The organism is Bacillus norwichensis (assembly GCF_014836955.1).
Taxonomy (GTDB): Bacteria; Bacillota; Bacilli; order Bacillales; family Bacillaceae_C; genus Siminovitchia; species Siminovitchia norwichensis.
On the sequence record NZ_JACSPV010000003.1, the window covers coordinates 160891 to 182643 of the forward strand.

Here is a 21753-nt window from a genome sequence, read left to right on the forward strand (position 1 = left end):
TGAGTGTATGGCTCAATTTGGCAGGGTATCAACGGCAATGGTGACACCCTTTGATATTAAAGGAAATGTTGATTTCCAAAAAACATCTAAACTTGTAAATCACTTGATAAATAGTGGTACGGACTCTCTTGTCGTGGCCGGAACAACCGGTGAATCTCCTACTTTGACGACTGAAGAAAAGCTAGCCCTTTTTGAACATGTTGTCAAAGAAGCGGCTGGCCGTGTTCCTGTTATTGCCGGTACAGGAAGTAACAATACGTATGAATCCATCGAATTGACCAAAAAGGCCGAGGAGCTTGGCGTCGATGCAATCATGTTAGTTGCACCGTATTATAATAAACCAAACCAAGCAGGTTTATTTAAACATTTCGAAGCAATTGCTGGCGCCACAAAATTGCCTGTCATGCTTTACAATATTCCGGGAAGATCATCGATAAATTTATTGCCTGATACTGTTATTGAACTGTCAAAAATTGATAACATCGTTGCAATTAAAGAGGCGAGCGGCGACTTAGATGCCATGGCAAAAATTATCGCTAATACGCCTGATGATTTTATTTTGTACAGTGGCGATGATGCTCTGACATTACCGGTGCTTTCCATTGGCGGTGTGGGAATTGTTTCTGTTGCCAGCCATGTGATCGGAGAAGAAATGCAAGACATGGTAAAATTATTCTTAAATGGTGACCATGCAAAGGCAGCGGTTATACACCAGCAGTTGCTTCCGTTTATGAAAGGTATTTTCAAGGCACCTAACCCTGGACCAATTAAAACAGCATTGCAGTTTACAGGATTGGACGTAGGATCTGTGCGCTTGCCGCTTGTTCCTTTATCTGAAGAGGAAAGATTGGATTTGCAATCTGTATTGAATACAGTAAAAACAATCTCCAAAAGCTAAAGAAATCCTCTGGTGGTATCTTTTCACCAGGGGATTATTTAATGTTTGCGGGTGTCTTAGAAGGGCTGAAAGCTGGAAGAAGTACGCTGATAGTAGTACCTTCATTGATTTTGCTTTCAATGCTTATCGTTCCAGCGTGATTCTTGATAATCCGATTGCAAATCATCAAACCTAAACCAGTTCCTTTTTCTTTTGTACTGTAAAAGGGCTCACCTAAATTGGATATTCGTTCCTCCGGGATTCCCATGCCTTCATCTTGGATTTTAGTCATGATTTCCCCATTGCTTGTCCTAATGGCACTAACCATGATTCCTCCTCCGTTCGGCATTGCTTCGATTGCATTTTTCAGCAAATTGATAAAAACCTGTTTTAATTTGTTTGATTCTCCTTTTATAAGTGAATCGCCCAGATCTATATCCAGTTTAATTTCAACATTATGAAGTAGAGCTTCTGAACGAAAAAGATCAACTGTCTCCTCCAACAAAATGCCGATATCGACTTCTTCCATTTTGGAAGGCTGCGGCTTTGCCAAAATCAGTAAATCGCTGACAATATCCTCGATGCGCTCTAATTCGTTTAGCATGACCTCGAGATAGTCATTATGCTCTTCTTTTTTTAATAATTGCGTGAAGCCTTTAATAGCTGTCAAGGGATTTCGAATTTCATGAGCAATACCAGCAGCTAATTGTCCGACAACAGATAATTTCTCGGTTCTGTGCATAATTTCTTCCGCTTTCTTTTGTTCAGTCAAATCTCGAATCAAAATTTGAAACGTTTCTCTTTCTTTATAAATAGTCGGAATCAATTTGACTTGGACATATTTTTTCAATCCGTCATGTCTTGAAACAGTAAGCTCAAATGTGCCGTCAATACCATTTTGCATAAGGTGACGCCTTACCTCCCCATGCGAGGCAGGAAAAATAAAATCAAAGATTGACTTGCCAATTACCTCTTGTTTACGTGTCACACCGAACAGCTTTTTGGCAGTATCGTTAATATAAATCCAATGACCGCTTTTTGTAATGATGCCGACAGTGTCTTGGAAATTTTCAACAAGCAAACGGTACATTTCTTTATTCTCTTCCAATTGTGCTTTAGTAGCAATCTGATTTGTCACATTCCTTGAAATCGTGGAGAAACCTATTGGTTCATTACTTTCGCAATATGGTATCACCGTGGTTTCAAGCCAGATATAGTCCCCTTCCTTTCGGCAGAAACGATATTTTACCCGTTCATACGATTGAGTCGAGCAAATATCCTTTAACGTTTTTCTGTCGCTCGGATGAGAATAAGCGAAAAGAGAGGTGTCTAAAAGTTCTTCGGGTTTATATCCAAGCAAAGTATCTGACGTAGGGGATACATATGAAAAATCGCCATTGGTTGAATGACATGAGAAAAGAATATCTGAGTATTGAATAAACGAACGATAAATTTCTAGTTCCTGGAGCAGGTTTCTCTTGTTCATGCAGAGTCTCCTTTTTCATTATGAATTCGCATAATTATAAAAATTGTATCACATTTTCGACGCTTTTTTATCATAAGCTTTAGACTATTTTTGCATTCACTCGCCAATTTCCGTATTGGTTGAACATGGAATTCACAATCAAGTATAATGGAGTGTAACTGATGAAGATCGGGAATACATACACCATAGGAGGAAGAAATATTTTGACTAAAATAATAAATGACAACATAAAAATAATCCCGCTCGGAGGAGTGGGGGAAATTGGAAAAAATATGTATGTCATCGAAATTGATTCGGATATTTTCATTATTGATGCCGGGTTGAAATTTCCAGAAAATGAAATGCTGGGCATTGATATTGTTATACCAGACACAACGTGGCTGGAGGAACAAAAAGACCGAGTCAAGGCAATTTTTCTAACGCACGGACACGAAGATGCAATTGGAGCACTGCCTTATGTGTTGCAGAAGATAAGTGCTCCAGTTTACGGTACAAAATTAACGATCGCATTAGCGAAAGAAAAAATGAAAGAATTCGGACTGAAGACATCCAGTCGTTTTCATACTGTCAGATCAAATTCCAGGATTAAATTTGAACGCACAGTGGTTACATTTTTCCATACGACTCACAGCATCCCGGATTCAGTTGGGGTTTCTATACAGACGTCTGAAGGAAAAATCGTTCATACGGGTGATTTTAAATTTGATCAGGCCGCTACAGAATTATATCGTGCTGAAATTGGAAAAATGGCGAGTATCGGTGATTCTGGTGTACTATGCCTTTTATCTGACAGCACTGAAGCAGAAAACCCAGGCTTTACGATTTCGGAGGCTGTCACAGAAAGAGAACTGTCCAATACATTTCACACTGCGCAAGGAAGGATTATTGTTGCCTGCTTTGCATCTAATTTCATAAGAATTCAGCAAGCTTTGGATGCAGCATATGAAAATGGAAGAAAAGTGGCAGTAGTTGGAAAAAGCATTGAGCGGAGCTTTGAAATTGCCCTTAAGCTTAAATACCTTTCATTGGCGTCTGAAGAGCTTATGGTACCGATTAAAGACATCCCGAAGTATAATGATAACGAAATTGTTATTATTTCGACAGGGACAATGGGTGAGCCTTTTGAAGCATTACAAAAAATGGCCAGACAAAATCATAAGCAAATCAATATTAAAAAAGGCGATACTGTTTTAATTACAGCAACTCCTTCACCTGGGCTAGAAACCTTCATGTACAAAACGATTGATCTTTTATACAGAGCGGGAGCAGTTGTCAGTACGCCGTACTTTAAAATTCATGTTTCGGGGCACGGGAGTCAAGAGGATCTCAAGCTCATGCTTAATTTGATGAAGCCTAAATTTTTCATTCCAATTCAGGGAGAATACCGGATGCTTTTTGAGCACGCTAAACTGGCTGAAAGAACAGGCTTAAAAAAGAATCAGATATTCATTCCGAGCAATGGAGAAGTTGTTGAGTACAAAGATGGAAGAATGTCAGTGGGAGGGAAAGTGCCTGCTGGAAATATATTGATTGATGGAATCGGTATTGGAGATGTCGGAAACATTGTCCTGCGGGATCGCAAGCTGCTTTCACAAGATGGAATTTTCACTGTCGTTGTGACACTGGATAAAAAGAATAAGAAAATTGCATCGGGACCTGAAATCATTTCGCGTGGTTTTGTTTATGTAAGGGAGTCGGAGAAGCTGATAGAGGAATCAACAAACATTGTCCAGTTGATTGTTGAACAAGCTATATCCGAGGGTTCTTTCGACTGGGCGGGAATCAAGCAGGACATCCGGGATAGGCTGAACCAATTTTTATTTGATCAGACTAAACGCAGACCGATGATACTGCCAATTATCATGGAAGTATAATGTTAAAACAAAAAGCGCCCATTTGGCGCTTTTTGTTTTAGGATCAGAAAGCATAAAATCAGGTGAAATATTTTATTCGATTTAAGTTTTTCTATTCTAGCACGACGTACAGGAAGTACAAGTGCAAGCGAAGCGACAGGACGCGCGTTTTGAGCCTGCCGACAGACATATTAGTGCCCGAAGTCACAGGATGTGGTGACTGAGTAACTTCTTCTTCGAAACTCTTCTAAGGTTGCACGCCCTTCACTTTTCTTAACCTCTGCATGAAAAAAACGATGTAGTTGAATACTAATTTCAATTATCTTTTGTTTTGGGGGTATTTCATGAAGAAGGAACAATCATCTGATTACCAGCTTGAAAACCAACCGAATGAACCTGAAGAGTCGCCGGAGGCAAAGCCCTCCGGAATTGTCGAAAAACTACAGCAGTTAGGAACAACAAACGTCCCTGGTCTTAGCCAGGATGCAAATATTCACTGTTTAACGATCATTGGCCAAATTGAAGGGCATATGCAGCTGCCCCCTCAAAATAAGACTACGAAATACGAACATATTATTCCGCAGCTCGTGGCAATTGAACAAAATCCAAAAATCGAAGGTCTCCTCGTCATTTTGAATACTGTAGGGGGAGACGTCGAAGCGGGACTCGCGATATCGGAAATGATTGCAACCTTATCCATACCATCTGTGTCAATCGTATTAGGGGGAGGCCATTCAATTGGTGTGCCAATTGCTGTATCGTGCTCTTACGCATTTATCGCTGAAACTGCCACTATGACAATCCATCCAATTCGCCTGACTGGCTTAGTTATTGGTGTTCCTCAATCATTTGAATATATGGATAAAATGCAAGAGCGGGTTGTCCGGTTTGTTACAAAGCACTCCGATATTTCTGAAGAAACTTTCAAAGACTTGATGTTTGCCAAGGGTAATTTGACGCGCGATATTGGAACAAACGTAATCGGACCAGATGCAGTAAAATATGGATTGATTAATGAGGTGGGAGGAGTGGGTCCTGCTATGAAGAAGCTGAACGAAATGATTGCTGCTAAAAAAGAAAATAATAAAGAAGAGAGGCTCCTACAATGATTATTCATTCCATCGTTCCGCATGAACATATTTTTCCTGCCGAACAAGAGGTTTTCTTAAATCAAACCGAGTGTATTTGGAATAGTATTCCTCTATTGGTGGAGCAGGAAGGTCACAAATGTAAAGTGATTCGAATTATGAGCAGTGATCCGTCACATTATTTGAGAAACGAGATCCAACCAGGCTCCCATATTGATATAAACGAAATAAATTTCTACTGAAAAAATACTGCTTTCCTCGTTTTTGGGGAAAGCAGTATTTCTTTCGAGGCAGTATCTTATAAAAAAAATTCTAAGAGACCACTTTTGGCAAAGCTCGAATGATGGTGTATCCTTTGGTTACCCATATTTAGAAAAGCAGGAAAAACATCCTAAAGTGTACATCAGATTTATGATATAATTGAATGATCATTAGCTCATATGTTCTGGGCTGCTTTTGATCATAAGAGGATGTTCAAAAAGACACACATGATAAGCTGCGAATGCCTTCAGTGTTTTGCTTCTGAAGAACATGGATTTTACCGTGGCTTCGTAAACAGTGCTGTTTTTCTTCTGATTTGGCAATTTTTGAACATGCACTAATAGCATTTTTAAGTTCAAGATGATAGATTAGGCAAGGTGATTAAAATGGCAAAAAAGAAAAGAAGAAGTCGTAAAACAACTAATAAGCTAAAAAAGATTCTTCAATTTGAACTGGCAGGAATTGCTTTGATTGCTTTGACGTTGATATCCATAATTGAACTTGGTGCTGTGGGCCGTGGAATCTCACGTTTTTTCTATTTTTTGCTCGGTGAATGGTATATGGTTGGATTGCTGGCGACATTAGGTATTGCCGGTTTTTTCATTATAAAAAGAGAATGGCCAGTATTCTTAAAAGGCAGGCTCATCGGATGTTATCTTATATTAGCTAGTATTCTGGTGCTAGCTCATGTGAAGCTTTTTGGTTTGATGAATAAGGAAGGACTGCTTACGAACCAAAGCGTCATTAAAAATACCTATCATTTGTTCATGCAGATTATTAAAGGGGAAGCGTCAACTCATGATTTGGGCGGGGGAATGATCGGAGCCGTATTCTTTTCCGGATTTTACCTGCTTTTTGATGCGACTGGAACGAAAATCATCAGTTTTTTCCTAATCTTGGTGGGAATTATTTTAATAACAGGTAAACCGATGGGTGAGCTTGTTGAAAGGGGCGTAAAAAAGTCCAGCGAATTCATCAAAAGTCAATGGACATTGTTCTTAAAGGACCTAAAAGATATGAAGGAAGAAAGAAAAGCAAAAAGAGAGGCGAAGAAACAGGAAGATGGTATGGAAAAGGACAATGCCGACAAGCCTCCAATAATTGTAGAACCTGAACAGGTAAACATACATACGGATGAACCGATAGAACCGATTATTTCTAGTTTCTCCGAAAAAAATAACCATCCAAAAGTCAAGGAAGACGAGTCACTTGAACCAGATGCAAGTGCGGATGAAATAAACCTTGCTCCGAATCTCACTTTTACTGAGGTGGAAAATGAGGATTATGAATTGCCGCCTTCCACCTTGCTCTCAAGGCCTAAAGCAACTGACCAAAGCAATGAATATAAATTGATTCATGCTAATGCAGCGAAACTGGAAAAAACTTTCCAAAGCTTTGGGGTGAAGGCACGCGTCACCCAAGTCCATCTTGGTCCGGCAGTTACAAAATATGAAGTACATCCAGATGCAGGAGTTAAGGTCAGCCGAATTGTCAGCTTAAGTGATGATTTAGCACTGGCACTTGCTGCGAAAGATATACGGATCGAGGCGCCAATTCCTGGAAAATCAGCCATTGGCATTGAGGTGCCTAATTCAGAAATAGCCGTTGTTTCTTTAAGAGAAGTACTGGATGCAAAAGAGCATCAAAAACCAGAGGCGAAATTGCAAATTGGGCTAGGAAGGGATATTACGGGTGATGCAGTTGTGGCTGAGCTGAATAAAATGCCGCATCTTCTTGTTGCCGGCGCTACAGGCAGTGGAAAAAGCGTGTGTATAAATGGCATCATTACAAGTGTTTTAATGAGAGCCAAACCCCATGAAGTGAAAATGATGATGATTGATCCGAAAATGGTTGAATTGAATGTCTATAATGGAATTCCGCATTTGTTGGCACCAGTTGTAACAGACGCCAGGAAAGCATCACAGGCTCTTAAGAAAGTAGTAAGTGAGATGGAAAGGCGCTACGAACTTTTCTCTCATACTGGAACAAGAAATATCGAAGGGTATAATGACTTTGTTCAGCGTGAAAATGCGGAAAGAGAAGAAAAACAGCCGCTCTTACCATATATCGTTGTGATTGTGGATGAATTAGCCGACTTGATGATGGTTGCTTCCAATGATGTAGAGGATTCGATTACACGGCTGGCGCAGATGGCTCGGGCTGCTGGAATCCATTTGATTATTGCAACCCAACGCCCATCAGTCGATGTTATTACCGGTGTTATTAAGGCTAATATCCCTTCCCGAATTGCATTCGCTGTATCATCTCAAACTGATTCGAGAACGATACTTGATTCTGGTGGAGCAGAGAAACTTCTGGGTAGAGGGGATATGCTGTTTTTGCCGGTGGGAGCTTCAAAACCGGTCCGGGTCCAAGGGGCGTTCCTGTCGGATCAGGAGGTTGAGGATGTGGTCAATTTTGTCATATCCCAGCAAAAAGCCCAATATCAGGAAGATATGATTCCTGAGGATATTCCAGAGACATCACAAGAAGTCGAAGATGAGCTGTATGATGAAGCTGTCCAATTGATTGTTGAGATGCAGACAGCGTCCGTATCTATGCTGCAACGACGTTTCAGGATAGGCTATACAAGGGCTGCCAGACTTATTGATGAAATGGAGGCCCGAGGAGTTGTCGGACCATATGAAGGAAGTAAACCGAGAACCGTTTTAATTTCTCAGACAGAAGAACAAACTTCCTGATCAGAATAGATACTTTGCGCTTTGAATATAATGATAAGATTGGACATACGATAAACATAACCTTAAACTACTATTAAGAAAAGCGGATGACGTGTAGCCTAAAGCGACAAGCATAAGGGCAAACTTTGATGGGGGAGTTCCTTAGTCACAACAGTAAAGCTGCTTATTTCGATTACATCATGAAAAACTTATGCTGTGCCATAGGAGCACACATTCTCCCTGATAAACTTCCGGGTGACTTGATTTTTGCGCAGATGGCGCCCGGCCGCTTCAAGCCGCCACATCCTGTGGCCTCGCTTGCACTAGCATATCCTGTGCGTCGGCAGGCTCAGTCGCGACGTCCTGTCGCTTCGCTTGCACTAGCACATCCTGTACGTCGTAGCTAGACATTTAAGAACTTAATTTGAATTAAATATTTCATCTGATTTTATACTTTCTTACTCTGGTACAAAAGCATCAGTGCCTGTCATGCTCTCAAGTTCTTGGCTTGCGGGAGGTACTGTACCAACTTTTTCATCCATATATAAAGGAGGCGTGGCGGATGCCGTTGCTGCATGAAGAAACAGTGAAAAAGCAAGGATATAACCTGCACTTGATTCATACTGATAAATACAAGACCAACTCCATTATCTGGAAAATGAAAGCGCCACTGGAAAAAGAGACTGTCACTTATCGGGCTCTTTTGCCCCATGTATTGCAAAGCAGTACAAAAGAACACCCTTCCACAGCGCAGTTGCGAACGTATCTTGATCAATTGTATGGTGCAACTCTACATGTGGATCTGAGTAAAAAAGGGGACTATCATATTATTACATTGACGATTGAAATCGCTAACGAGTCGTTCCTCAAAGATTCAACTCCATTATTAAAAAAGGCAGTCCAATTATTAAAAGAAGTATTGCTGGAACCGAATACAAACAACGGGGCTTTTGATACCGAAACCGTTGAAAAAGAGAAACGAACATTAAAACAGCGTATCAAGTCAATCTATGATGATAAAATGAGATATGCGACATATCGTGTCACTGAAGAAATGTGCAAGGATGAACCATATTCGTTATTTGTTCACGGAGAACTTTCTCAAGTAGATGATATTACGCAAAAATCTTTGCACCAGTATTATGAGCGGGCGCTAAAAGAAGACGAACTTGATCTTTACATAATCGGTGATATTGACAAAGCAGAAGTAGAGAGCTATTGTGATGAATTTCGTTTTACAGAACGCACCCCGCAGAGAAGTTCAGAGACTGTTGAGAAAAGCAATATGGAAGTAAAAGAAATTGTCGAAAGACAAGATTTAAAACAGGGAAAGCTGAATATAGGCTACCGTACCAATATTAAATACGGTGATCAGGATTATTTTCCGTTGCAAATGTTTAATGGCATATTTGGTGGCTTTCCACATTCTAAGCTTTTTATCAATGTGCGGGAAAAGGCTAATTTGGCCTATTATGCGGCCAGCAGAATAGAAAGCCATAAGGGCTTGCTAATGGTCATGTCCGGAATTGATGACCAAAACTATGAGAATGCCGTTAAGATTATTAAAGAACAAATGCAATCAATGAAAAATGGTGAGTTCTCCGATCAGGAAATCGAACAAACGAAAGCCGTTATCCAAAATCAATTTCTAGAAACAATCGATACGGCGCGTGGATTGACGGAAGTACTTTATCATAATGTTGTAGGCCATACAGTCATCAATTTAGATGAGTGGCAGGACCAGATTGCTAAAACGACCAAGCAGGATATTATTAACGCAGCCCGCAAGATTGAAATGGATACCATTTACTTTTTGACAGGAACGAAGGGGGAGGGCGACAAGTGAAGAGCATTTTCTTCGATCAGTTAAAAGAAACTTTATATCATGAGACGCTTGATAACGGGCTTCAAGTGTATGTCCTCCCAAAGAAAGGGTTCAATAAGACATTTGCCACATTCACAACAAGATACGGTTCTATTGATAACACTTTTATCCCTTTAAATGATACAGAAATGCAAACAGTTCCTGATGGGATTGCTCATTTTCTTGAACATAAGATGTTTGAAAAAAAAGATGGGGACGTGTTTCAACTCTTTAGCAAACAAGGGGCATCTGCCAATGCTTTTACATCCTTTACGAGAACGGCTTATCTTTTTTCCAGCACATCTAATGTTGAACAAAATTTAAGGACGTTGCTCGATATGGTTCAGGAACCTTATTTTACAGAAAAAACAGTTGAAAAAGAAAAAGGGATTATTGGTCAGGAAATTACGATGTATGATGACAACCCAGACTGGAGAGTATATTTTGGGTTGATCGAGAACCTTTATCAAAATCATCCTGTCAAGATTGATATAGCCGGGACGATAGAGTCCATCTCCCACATTACAGCTGATTTGCTCTACCTATGCTACAACACGTTCTATCATCCGAGTAATATGATTATCTTTGTTACAGGTCCAGTCGATCCTGAAAAAATGATTTCTTTCATTCGTGAAGACCAGAAGAAAAAGCAATTTGAGGCAGCGCCAGAAATCGTCAGGCATTTTGAGGAAGAGCCAGACAGTGTAGCAAAGAAGAAGCAAGTCATCAAAATGGACGTCCAGACGCCTAAATGCATGGTCGGTGTAAAAGCACCTCATTTCCATGGTGATGGAGAAGCGATGCTCAAGCAGGAATTGACGGTCAATATTTTGCTCGATATTTTATTCGGCAAGAGTTCTGCAAATTACGAAGCATTGTACAACGATGGCTTGATTGATGAATCCTTCCAATTTGATTATACGCAGGAAGATGGTTTTGGCTTTGCCATTGTCGGCAGTGATACTCAAGAGCCGGATTTACTGACGGAGCGCCTGCAAAATATGATGCTAAATACTGAGGGACAATTGAAAGAAGAGGAGCTTGAAAGGGCTAAGAAGAAGCGGATCGGTGGCTTTTTAAGAGCGTTCAACTCTCCAGAATTCATTGCGAATCAGTTTACACGCTATAAACTGAATGGAATGAACCTGTTTGATGTTGTACCGGTCATTGAAAGTTTAACACTGAATGATTTGACGACCGCAGCAGCTGACTTCTTTTCAGAAGACAGAATGGCGACATGTCATATGGTACCGAAATAAATAGAAAACCCGGCCAATAGCCCGGGTTTTTTCTGTGAAAGGAAATGTAAGATGAAAAAATTTGCTTTGATTACAGGGGCAAGCGGAGGAATAGGAGCTGCGACTGCAAGGGCTCTTGCGAAGGAAAATTGGAATTTATATTTGCATTACCACAGCAATGAACAGCGCATTTTAGACCTTATAGCAGAATTGTCTGAGTATGACATTGAAGTGATTCCGATCAAGGCCGATCTTTCAGTTGAAAGCGGCTGTGATCAAGTGGTCAGGAATATATTTCAACTGGATGCTATCGTTTATTCAAGTGGAAATGCCCCGTTTGGTCTTTTTTCTGATCTGGATGACCAAACAATGGAAAGTGCCATTCAGCTACATGTGAAAAGCCCGCTGATTTTGGTTAGAAATCTGCTGCAAAAATTGATGAGAAATTCAGTTTCTCAAATCGTTATCATTAGCTCTTTGTGGGGGCAGACAGGTGCTGCATGTGAAGTGATTTATTCAACTGTAAAGGGTGCGCAAATATCTTTTACTAAAGCGCTAAGCAAAGAAGTCGCAGGCTCTGGGGTCCGAGTGAACTGCGTAGCCCCAGGAGCAGTTAATACAGGAATGCTCCATCGTTTTTCGAAAGAGGAACTAGTCAGCCTGGAGGAGGATATTCCGCTGAGGCGGCTTGCTGAGCCAGAAGAAATCGCAGATGCTATTTCTTTTTTATTATCGCCGAAAGCTTCCTATATCACTGGACAAGTCATTGCTATAAATGGTGGCTGGTATACATAATATATGTATCGTAAACTTAATGTTTATGCATATTTCCTTCACTCATGCAAATAATAACATCGTATCAAAATGTGAAGGAGGCACAATAGCATGTCAATACTTGAAAACTGGGAACAATGGAAAAATTTCCTTGGTGACCGCCTGGATCAGGCTCAGGAGCAAGGAATGTCACAAGATGTTATAGGTCAAATGGCCCATCAAGTGGGCGACTATCTGGCGAAACAAGTTGACCCCAAAAATGAGCAGGAGCGAGTGCTCTCTGATTTATGGTCTGTGGCATCTGAAGAAGAGCAACAAGCGATTGCTCGTGTAATGGTTAAGCTAGTTGAGAACAACGGCACTCACTAAGTGAATAAGGACAATATAGCAGAGAGGAGCTATCCTCTCTTTTTTATTTGTTACAGAAAATGATAAACGTGCTGAGGACTTATTTATCACCAGTTCCTGAATTCTTCAGATATTCACCTTTTCTGGCTTAGAAAGCGATTGTATATTGTTTAATCTCTGCAATAAGAAACTTCGTTTCAACCCTTAATCCCTTTCTAATATTTTTTTTATAGTCGGATGAGATTTTTATTATAAGGTTTCTCTTTTTTCTTTATCTAAAATCAGATATGATATAAGCTAGAAATGTTGTGATAGGATAATATAATAAGGGTCGATTTCCATTTTTTCGAGGAGCTGTTTTTTTATGGAAGGTAAAGAATGGTATTTAGAGTATGAAATCACAATTGACCGCCCTGGTTTATTAGGGGATATTTCATCGCTTTTGGGCATGCTTTCAATAAATATTGTCAGTATTAACGGCGTAGATGCCGGCAGAAGGGGACTTTTGATCCGAGCGCAAAGCGAGGACCAAATTAAAAGACTTGAATCCATTTTAGAAACAGTTGAAACGATCAAGGTAAGAAAGATCAGAGAGCCTAAATTGCGTGATAAACTGGCTGTAAGGCATGGGCGCTATATTCAGAGAGACCATGATGACAAGAAGACGTTCCGGTTTGTCAGGGACGAACTTGGAATCCTTGTTGACTTTATGGCTGAAATATTCAAAGAAAAGGGGCATAAGTTGATTGGCATTAGAGGGATGCCACGGGTTGGGAAGACGGAATCTGTTGTTGCGGCGAGTGTCTGTGCCAATAAGAAATGGTTATTCGTTTCTTCAACTTTATTGAAACAGACGATAAGAAAAGAATTGATTAAAGACGAATATAATGAGAATAATATCTTCCTAATAGATGGAATTGTCTCAAGAAGAAGGGCTGATGAACGGCATCTGCAATTGGTGAGGGAAATTATGAGAATGCCGGCTGTAAAGGTGATTGAACACCCGGATATTTTTGTTGAGCATTCGGAGTATTCCATCGAAGATTTCGATTACATAATCGAGCTGCGCAATAACCCCGATGAGGAAATAACATATGACGTGGTTGAAAAACAAAACCTATTTAATGAGCCTGGTGTGGGCGGTTTTGGAAACTTTGATTTTTAGGATTGGTAGGTGTTAGCTTTGAGTGAATTAGGGGGCCGTCTGAGAACGGCTCGAGAGGAAAAAGGAATCAGCTTAGATCAACTGCAATCAATGACTAAAATTCAGAAAAAATATCTCTCCGGCATTGAGAAGGGAGATTACAGCCAAATCCCTGGTAAGTTTTATGTGAGAGCTTTTATAAAACAATATGCTGAGGCTGTAGGGCTTTCGCCGGACGAGTTGTTTGAGGAATATAAAAATGAAATTCCGGCAGCCTATGAGGATGATTTGTCAGAACAGCTTTCCCGTGTACAAACGAGACGTACTGTCTCGCCGAGTGCTTCAAAGATTGTCGAGCTTCTGCCAAAAATTTTAATTGGTGTTGCCATTGTAGCGGTACTTTTCCTAGCCTGGTATTTATTTTCAAAAAGTGGTGAAACAGGAAATCAATCTGCTGACAAAGGAAAAAATCAAACCATTGATATTGAAGAATCAGATGAAATAAAATCCTCAGAATCAGCATCTGATCAAAAAGACAAAGCAGAATCGAATGAGGAAAATGGTGCTAAAGACCAGGAATCCAAAAATGAAGACCAGGAATTGACCATGGATAAGGTCTCCGGCAATGTGACTACGTATAAGCTGTCAGGTACTGATAAGTTCGAGCTGAAAGTAAGTGCTGCGGCTTCGGGTGAGACGTGGGTCAAAGTACTTGATGGTGGAAATCAGCAGCTGTTTCAAGGAATGCTTCAAAATGGAGCCAGCGAAAGCTTTGATTTGTCTGATCAAGATGAAGCGTACATTCGAATCGGAAGAGCATTCGAAACGGATATTTATATAAACGATCAAAAATTGGAATACGAACTAGACCCGAATCAAAATGTCACACAGGAAATCAGTATCCTGTTTGATAAAGAATAAGTCATGATTCCGGGAGGCTGCCGCGCAATCGGCGGCCATTTTTCAAGTCTTGCATGAACATGAGTGCTGAGTCCTTGAGGTTTTTGCCGCCAAATGGCACCTTGTGCATTTCTTAGGAGGAAGACGACAGATGAATTTACCTAATAAAATTACTGTATCAAGAATACTGCTAATTCCTGTATTCCTGATATTAATGCTTGTACCTTTTGACTGGGGAACCCTCCATTATTTTGGTGCTGACTTGAAAGTCGCGCATTTTGCTGGAGCGATTCTTTTTATCATCGCTTCAGTAACTGACTGGGTTGATGGTTACTTCGCACGTAAATATAATCTTGTTACAAATATGGGGAAATTCCTCGACCCGCTTGCAGACAAACTACTTGTTTCTGCTGCCCTCATCGTATTGGTTGAAATGAAACTGGCACCATCGTGGATTGTCATCTTGATCATCAGTCGTGAATTCGCAGTGACAGGCTTACGGCTTATTTTGGCTGGAAGTGGTGAAGTAGTGGCAGCCAATATGTTGGGAAAAATCAAGACATGGACGCAAATCATTGCAATCAGTGCTTTGCTTCTTAACAATATGCCGTTTTCAGCAATAAATGTACCGTTTGCTGACATCATGTTATGGGTAGCCTTAATATTTACTGTATGGTCTGGATGGGATTATTTTTACCTTAACCGTGGAATATTTAAACATTCGAAGTAAGGAAGTGATCCATGAATGAAAGCTGAAATCATTGGTGTCGGTACGGAACTGTTGCTTGGCCAAATAGCCAATACGAATGCCCAGTATCTATCAGGAGAGCTAGCGGAAATAGGTGTACATGTTTATTACCATAGTGTGGTAGGTGATAATCCCAGCCGGCTAACAGAGGCTATAAAGCACGCAGAAACTAGGGCTGATCTTTTGATATTTACTGGCGGACTGGGCCCGACAAAAGACGATCTGACAAAAGAAATTATTGCAGATCATTTAAATCGTGAGATGGTGACAGATGATGATGCCTGGAAACAAATTCAGGATTATTTCAAACGGACTGGGCGCTATATGACTGCCAATAATGAAAAACAGGCCCATGTCATCAAGAAAGCAAAAGTACTTCCAAATGATCACGGGATGGCACCTGGGATGTTTGTAAAAGAGGGATCTCATTTTTACATGCTGCTCCCAGGCCCGCCGCATGAAATGAAACCGATGTTTAGAAACTACGGGCGCCAAGCGATTGTCGACCAATTAGAAAAAGTTGAATGTATCGAATCGCGGGTACTTCGCTTTTTCAATATCGGTGAAGCCGAGATTGCTGAGAAGCTGTCTGATATCATAGACGCCCAAACGAATCCGACGGTTGCTCCTTTGGCAGGAGATGGCGAAGTGACAGTCAGATTAACTGCACGAAGCGACAGTAGGGAGCAGGCCATTTTGATGCTGGATGAAATCGAAAAGCCGATTCAAGAAAAGGCCGGCGAATATTTTTACGGTTATGGAGATACTTCGCTGATGGCTGAGCTTTTGAAAGTGCTTGAGGATCGGGAATTGACCATTACAGCAGCTGAAAGCTTAACAGGGGGACTGTTTCAGTCCGAGATGACTTCGGTTGTCGGTGTCAGTACTATGCTGCTTGGTGGCATCGTCTGCTATTCAAATGAGGCAAAAATAAAGCTGTGCAATGTCAAGTCTGAAACATTGGAAAAGCATGGAGCTGTCAGTGAGCAGTGTGCCATTGAGCTTGCAGAGAATGTCAGACAATCCCTGGATGCCGATATAGGTATCAGCTTCACGGGTGCGGCTGGACCGGATTCACTTGAGGGCCACCCGGCTGGAACGGTTTGGATCGGTATGTCGTTCAAAGGCAAGGGAGCCAAGGCAGTTCTTGTAAAGATGGCAGGTACACGGAATGGGAACAGACGACGTTCCGTCAAAATGGGATGTTATTATCTATTGAAGGAGTTAAACAAAAAATAGGGCTGATCAGCTCTATTTTTTGTTTTCTATCAAAAGTATATAACCTATCAGCGAAAGAAAAGGAAGGCATCGGAGGAGCGCCCATCTGGTTACGGGCGGCTAAATCTGCCAAATTGTTGACGATAATAAAAAATGTAAAGGGGAATCCCTGTTTCTAAAATTCAACTTTCATATGAATTTATCCGCTTAAAATAAAAGAATAGGTGAAAGAAAATCAATTTTACTATCATTATCTCACTCAAAAATACAGAATAAATGTTCGCCTTTTTGCTTGGCAATGATATAAAAAGAAGGTATAATGTAAATAGATTTTAAAAAGGAAATCCCAAGAGTGTAAACTTGAATGAATATATTTGAGGAGGAAAATGTGTGAGTGATCGTCAAGCGGCATTAGATATGGCTTTAAAACAGATAGAAAAACAATTTGGAAAAGGGTCCATCATGAAACTGGGTGAACAAACGGACCGCAAAATTTCAACCATCCCGAGCGGATCGCTAGCGCTTGATATAGCGCTTGGTGTAGGAGGCTATCCAAGAGGACGGGTTATTGAAATCTATGGACCTGAAAGTTCCGGGAAAACAACTGTTGCCCTGCATGCAATTGCGGAAGCACAGGCAAGAGGCGGCACAGCAGCTTTTATTGATGCGGAGCATGCACTTGATCCGGTATATGCGCAAAAGCTGGGTGTAAATATTGATGAACTCCTACTTTCACAGCCAGATACAGGCGAACAGGCTTTGGAAATAGCGGAAGCTCTTGTCCGGAGTGGTGCGATTGAAATTCTTGTTATTGACTCCGTTGCGGCCCTTGTACCTAAAGCGGAAATCGAGGGAGAAATGGGAGACTCACACGTTGGTTTGCAGGCGCGTCTAATGTCACAAGCGTTAAGAAAATTGTCAGGCGCTATCAACAAATCCAAAACGATTGCCATCTTCATTAACCAAATCAGGGAGAAAGTGGGAGTCATGTTTGGGAATCCGGAAACAACTCCTGGTGGGCGCGCTTTGAAGTTCTATTCCTCTGTCAGGCTTGAGGTTCGTCGTGCCGAGCAATTGAAACAGGGACAGGAGGTTGTAGGAAGTAAAACAAGGATTAAGATTGTCAAAAACAAAGTGGCTCCTCCTTTCAGAACAGCCGAAGTGGATATCATGTACGGAGAAGGCATTTCCCATGAAGGTGAAATCATTGACATGGGCTCTGAACTCGATATTGTTCAAAAAAGTGGATCTTGGTATTCATATAATGATGAGCGTCTTGGACAAGGACGAGAGAATGCAAAGCTTTTTTTGAAAGAAAACGAAGATTTACGCAGAGAAATTATGTTTAAGATTCGGGAGTATTATGGATTGGATGATGAAAAAACAGCGCCGGAAGACGAGGAACAGGAAGAATTTAGTTTATTGGATCAATAATATGCCACTTTAACAGCAAAGCTCAGGTTTTGCTGTTTTCTTTTTTCAGAATAATAGGGGTCTGCGCTTGACAATAATTCTCCACACCTATAAAATTAAACTGTATATTTTACAATTTTTTTCGTAAAATTAGAGCTTTGCTCTCTATATTGTAACATGTACCAACCGACAGTTAGTGAATGATACAATTTTATAGCAAGAGGGGGTGAAAACATGGATCTAACCATACTCATCATCTCCATTTTGCTTGCCCTTATCGTCGGTGTAGTTGTTGCCTATTTCATCTTTAAATCAGTTGCTCAAGCAAAAATAACAGGTGCACAGGGGTCCGCTGAACAAATTTTGGAGGATGCCAAAAGAACAGCGGAATCATTGAAGAAAGAAGCCCTGTTGGAAGCAAAGGATGAAAACCACAAACTCCGTATTGAAACTGAACGTGAACTTCGTGAACGAAGAACCGAATTGCAAAGACAGGAAAATCGCTTATTGCAAAAGGAGGAGAACCTCGACAGAAAAGATGATACTCTGTCCAAGCGTGAAGAACAGCTTGAACGGAAAGAGGACTCTCTGAATGGAAGACAACAACATATTGAAGAGATGGAAAGCAAAGTGGATGAAATGATCCGCCAGCAAAAAGCAGAACTGGAACGCATCTCAGGGTTGACACGCGAGGAAGCAAAATCACTCCTTTTATCAAGTGTTGAGAAAGAGCTTGCGCATGATACTGCTCTCATGATTAAAGAGAGTGAGACACGCGCGAAAGAAGAAGCAGATAAGAAAGCGAAGAGCATTCTTTCTCTGGCTATTCAGCGCTGTGCTGCTGAGCATGTTGCTGAAACGACAGTCTCGGTTGTCAACTTACCTAATGATGAAATGAAAGGACGGATTATCGGCCGTGAGGGCAGAAACATCCGGACTCTAGAAACTCTGACAGGTATTGATCTCATCATTGATGACACTCCAGAAGCTGTAATTTTGTCAGGCTTTGATCCAATCAGACGGGAAACCGCTCGAATTGCACTGGAAAAGCTAGTACAAGACGGACGCATCCACCCAGCCCGAATTGAAGAAATGGTAGAGAAAGCAAGGCGTGAAGTCGACGAGCATATACGTGAAGTCGGAGAGCAAACAACATTTGAAGTTGGTGTTCACGGCCTCCACCCTGATTTGATTAAGATTTTAGGACGCTTGAAATTCCGGACAAGCTATGGTCAAAATGTACTTAAACATTCGATTGAAGTAGCTCATTTATCCGGATTACTCGCAGCCGAATTAGGGGAAGACGAAGCTCTGGCTCGCCGCGCAGGACTCCTTCACGATATAGGTAAGGCAATTGACCATGAAGTCGAAGGAAGCCATGTGGAAATTGGAGTTGAACTGGCGACTAAATATAAGGAACATCCTGTTGTTATTAATAGTATTGCCTCTCACCATGGGGACACTGAACCCACATCAATTATTTCTGTGCTTGTTGCTGCAGCAGACGCATTATCAGCTGCAAGACCTGGAGCACGAAGTGAAACATTGGAGAGCTATATTAAACGACTGGAGAAGCTGGAAGAGATTTCTGAGTCATATGACGGAGTCGAAAAATCATTTGCCATTCAGGCGGGTAGAGAAGTTCGAATCATTGTTAAGCCGGAACAGATCAATGATTTGGAAGCACATCGGTTAGCCCGTGATATTCGAAAAAGAATTGAAGATGATCTTGATTATCCTGGACATATCAAAGTTACAGTTATCCGGGAAACAAGAGCAGTTGAATACGCTAAATAAAGCGGTGTGAGATATCACACCGCTTTTCCTATTATTTACTACTTTTAGTTTAATAATGATATTGATTGTTATACAATCAAAGTGACCAGTTTATAGAAAAGAAGGAGCTTTTAATGAATATTTTATTTGTTGGTGATGTTGTTGGTTCAATGGGAAGAGAAATGATCAATGAATATTTGCCAAAATTAAAATCCTATTACAAACCACAAATTACTATAGTAAACGGCGAAAATAGTGCCGGAGGAAGAGGAATTACCGAATCCATATATAAACAATTACTTGAAGCCGGGGCTAATGCGGTGACACTGGGCAATCATGCTTGGGATAATAAAGGGATCTTCGAATTTATAGATACAGCTAAATATATGGCTAGACCCGCTAATTTCCCGGATGCCCCCGGAACCGGAATGGTGTTTTTAAGATTAAACAATCTAGAAGTTGCCGTTATCAATCTTCAGGGACGTACGTTTATGCCTCCGCTTGATTGTCCTTTTAAGAAAGCTGAAGAATTGATTAAGGTTGCAAAGGCGCGCACCAATATTATTTTTGTTGATTTTCATGCAGAAGCAACAAGTGAGAAACAGGCGATGGGCTGGTTCCTTGATGGAAAAGTAACGGCTGTTGTCGGTACACATACCCATGTTCAGACGGCGGATGAAAGAATTCTGCCTGGTGGTACTGCATATCTCACAGATGTAGGCATGACGGGCCCTTATGACGAGATTCTAGGTATGGATAAAGGTCCAGTCCTCTATCGTTTTCAAACATCATTACCTGCGCGTTTTGAGGTTCCAAAAATAGGCAGGAAACAACTCAGTGCCTGTCTCATACATATAAATAAGGAGACAGGCAAGGCGAAGTCGATTGAACGGATTATGATCAATGACGATCGTCCCTTTTTTAAAGATTGACTAAGTATCCTCTTGTTTCGGACAAACCGGAATAGTTCCTCCATTCCGCGAATATAGTATCAGTGGAAAGGTCTACCGGGGTTGCCAGATGAAAGGCAATCGATATGGGGAAATGACAAGGAGGAACAGGAAATGGAGATATTAAAAGTTTCAGCAAAATCCAATCCAAATTCTGTAGCGGGCGCGTTGGCAGGGGTTCTCCGTGAAAGAGGCGGGGCGGAGATACAGGCAATAGGGGCCGGGGCTTTGAATCAGGCAGTAAAAGCTGTTGCAATTGCAAGAGGATTTGTCGCCCCCGGCGGTGTAGATTTAATCTGTATCCCCGCATTCACGGACATTCTGATTGATGGGGAAGAACGTACAGCGATAAAATTGATAGTGGAACCTAGGTAGTAAATATATAAAAGGCCTGATTTATCACAATGGGTTTTATATAATTGTAATGTTATAAGCCGACTCCTTATATGGTGCCGGCTTCTTTGTTAATTGTAAGGGACTTTTGCAAAAAAATATTTGAATTATAAGTCAAGACCAAAAAACCATTTTGAATAACTCAAAATGGTTTTTAAACAGTCTAAAGGAATAAGTTGACTTGTCATCGGTCTGATTGCGGGCTAAATGTAGCACTGCCATCAGTGAAAAACAATAGTTTTAAAGAAGATGCTGAGGTGAACTAAACCATGTAGTTATCCCTCTATTTAGATATAAATTAATTAAAAACCATACCGCCATCTGTAAGAATGTTTTGTCCTGTAATGTAATCAGAGTTTGGTGAAGCTAAGAATGATACAAGATCCGCTACATCTTTAGGAGTTTGAGGTCGACCAAGTGCAATGCCTTCTGAGAATTTAGCAAAAGCTTCTCCTTTTTTGGTTCCCATATGTTCCATCATTTTTTCGTCTAAACGTTCCCACATGCCAGTACCTACAATACCTGGGCAGTATGAGTTAACAGTAATCTTATGTGGTGCAAGCTCTTTAGCGGCAGTTTGGGTTAATCCTTTTACTGCGAATTTAGAAGCAGAGTACACTCCTAACATTTCAAAACCTTGTTGTCCTGCAATGGAACAAGCATTGTAAGCCCGAAATATAAATAAAATAAGCGCACCTTTTCGGTGCGCATGCCAAACAGCCGTCTATTCTTATGTTTTTC

Annotated in this window: 18 protein-coding genes and 1 pseudogene; 17 read left to right on the top strand and 2 right to left on the bottom strand. The window is 40.9% G+C overall.

Annotated features, from left to right (window positions below; all coding sequences use genetic code 11):
- The first annotated feature begins 7 nt into the window (after window positions 1-7).
- A complete protein-coding gene (dapA, locus tag H9631_RS03200) occupies window positions 8-898 on the top strand; it encodes a 4-hydroxy-tetrahydrodipicolinate synthase (RefSeq protein WP_191809865.1) in 891 nt (296 codons plus the stop codon).
- A 34-nt stretch (window positions 899-932) separates the two neighbouring features.
- Here the strand turns inward: dapA and H9631_RS03205 are convergent, their stop codons facing one another.
- Complete coding sequence (locus H9631_RS03205) at window positions 933-2363, bottom strand: PAS domain-containing sensor histidine kinase (protein ID WP_191809867.1); 1431 nt, start codon at window positions 2361-2363, stop codon at window positions 933-935.
- A gap of 203 nt (window positions 2364-2566) precedes the next feature.
- Here H9631_RS03205 and H9631_RS03210 point away from each other — a divergent pair, with 203 nt between their 5' ends.
- The 16 genes from H9631_RS03210 (at window position 2567) to spoVS (ending at window position 20994) form a co-directional block, all read left to right on the top strand.
- The gene (locus H9631_RS03210; RefSeq protein ID WP_191809869.1) at window positions 2567-4237 is read left to right on the top strand and encodes a ribonuclease J; all 1671 of its coding nucleotides are present in this window, start codon (window positions 2567-2569) and stop codon (window positions 4235-4237) included.
- A gap of 323 nt (window positions 4238-4560) precedes the next feature.
- Window positions 4561-5325 (top strand): ClpP family protease, encoded by a 765-nt coding sequence (locus H9631_RS03215; RefSeq protein WP_191809871.1) that lies wholly within the window; start codon window positions 4561-4563, stop codon window positions 5323-5325.
- On the top strand, window positions 5322-5546 hold the full coding sequence (locus H9631_RS03220) for a YlzJ-like family protein (protein WP_191809873.1): 225 nt from the start codon (window positions 5322-5324) through the stop codon (window positions 5544-5546). The genes H9631_RS03215 and H9631_RS03220 overlap by 4 nt, the downstream gene beginning before the upstream one ends.
- A gap of 405 nt (window positions 5547-5951) precedes the next feature.
- Window positions 5952-8267: an FtsK/SpoIIIE family DNA translocase gene (locus H9631_RS03225; protein WP_191809875.1), complete on the top strand. Its 2316-nt coding sequence runs from the start codon at window positions 5952-5954 to the stop codon at window positions 8265-8267.
- A 541-nt stretch (window positions 8268-8808) separates the two neighbouring features.
- Entirely contained in the window at window positions 8809-10092 is a 1284-nt protein-coding gene (gene yfmF / locus H9631_RS03230) for an EF-P 5-aminopentanol modification-associated protein YfmF (RefSeq protein WP_191809877.1), read from the top strand.
- On the top strand, window positions 10089-11369 hold the full coding sequence (gene yfmH, locus H9631_RS03235) for an EF-P 5-aminopentanol modification-associated protein YfmH (RefSeq protein WP_191809879.1): 1281 nt from the start codon (window positions 10089-10091) through the stop codon (window positions 11367-11369). Before yfmF ends, yfmH begins: the two co-directional genes overlap by 4 nt.
- A gap of 51 nt (window positions 11370-11420) precedes the next feature.
- Window positions 11421-12143 carry an elongation factor P 5-aminopentanone reductase gene (ymfI, locus tag H9631_RS03240; protein WP_191809881.1) on the top strand — a complete coding sequence of 241 codons (723 nt, stop codon included), beginning with the start codon at window positions 11421-11423 and terminating at the stop codon, window positions 12141-12143.
- Between the two features lie 90 nt (window positions 12144-12233).
- Window positions 12234-12491 carry a DUF3243 domain-containing protein gene (locus H9631_RS03245; protein ID WP_191809884.1) on the top strand — a complete coding sequence of 86 codons (258 nt, stop codon included), beginning with the start codon at window positions 12234-12236 and terminating at the stop codon, window positions 12489-12491.
- Window positions 12492-12834: 343 nt separating this feature from the next.
- Window positions 12835-13635 carry a DUF3388 domain-containing protein gene (locus H9631_RS03250; protein ID WP_191809886.1) on the top strand — a complete coding sequence of 267 codons (801 nt, stop codon included), beginning with the start codon at window positions 12835-12837 and terminating at the stop codon, window positions 13633-13635.
- An 18-nt stretch (window positions 13636-13653) separates the two neighbouring features.
- The gene (locus H9631_RS03255) at window positions 13654-14535 is read left to right on the top strand and encodes a helix-turn-helix domain-containing protein (protein WP_191809888.1); all 882 of its coding nucleotides are present in this window, start codon (window positions 13654-13656) and stop codon (window positions 14533-14535) included.
- A gap of 130 nt (window positions 14536-14665) precedes the next feature.
- Window positions 14666-15244 (top strand): CDP-diacylglycerol--glycerol-3-phosphate 3-phosphatidyltransferase, encoded by a 579-nt coding sequence (gene pgsA / locus H9631_RS03260; protein WP_191809890.1) that lies wholly within the window; start codon window positions 14666-14668, stop codon window positions 15242-15244.
- Between the two features lie 15 nt (window positions 15245-15259).
- Window positions 15260-16501: a competence/damage-inducible protein A gene (locus tag H9631_RS03265; protein ID WP_191809892.1), complete on the top strand. Its 1242-nt coding sequence runs from the start codon at window positions 15260-15262 to the stop codon at window positions 16499-16501.
- 369 nt (window positions 16502-16870) lie between these two features.
- Window positions 16871-17914: a recombinase RecA gene (gene recA, locus H9631_RS03270; RefSeq protein WP_191809894.1), complete on the top strand. Its 1044-nt coding sequence runs from the start codon at window positions 16871-16873 to the stop codon at window positions 17912-17914.
- A 213-nt stretch (window positions 17915-18127) separates the two neighbouring features.
- The gene (gene rny, locus H9631_RS03275; RefSeq protein ID WP_191809897.1) at window positions 18128-19690 is read left to right on the top strand and encodes a ribonuclease Y; all 1563 of its coding nucleotides are present in this window, start codon (window positions 18128-18130) and stop codon (window positions 19688-19690) included.
- Window positions 19691-19803: 113 nt separating this feature from the next.
- Window positions 19804-20601, top strand: coding sequence for a TIGR00282 family metallophosphoesterase (locus H9631_RS03280; protein ID WP_191809899.1), 798 nt, complete (start codon window positions 19804-19806; stop codon window positions 20599-20601).
- Between the two features lie 132 nt (window positions 20602-20733).
- Window positions 20734-20994 (top strand): stage V sporulation protein SpoVS, encoded by a 261-nt coding sequence (gene spoVS, locus H9631_RS03285; protein WP_018705045.1) that lies wholly within the window; start codon window positions 20734-20736, stop codon window positions 20992-20994.
- A 316-nt stretch (window positions 20995-21310) separates the two neighbouring features.
- On the opposite strand, the pseudogene H9631_RS03290 reads toward spoVS, so the two are convergent.
- A pseudogene (locus H9631_RS03290) lies at window positions 21311-21676 on the bottom strand (SDR family oxidoreductase); the annotation flags it as partial.
- Window positions 21677-21753: the final 77 nt, after the last annotated feature.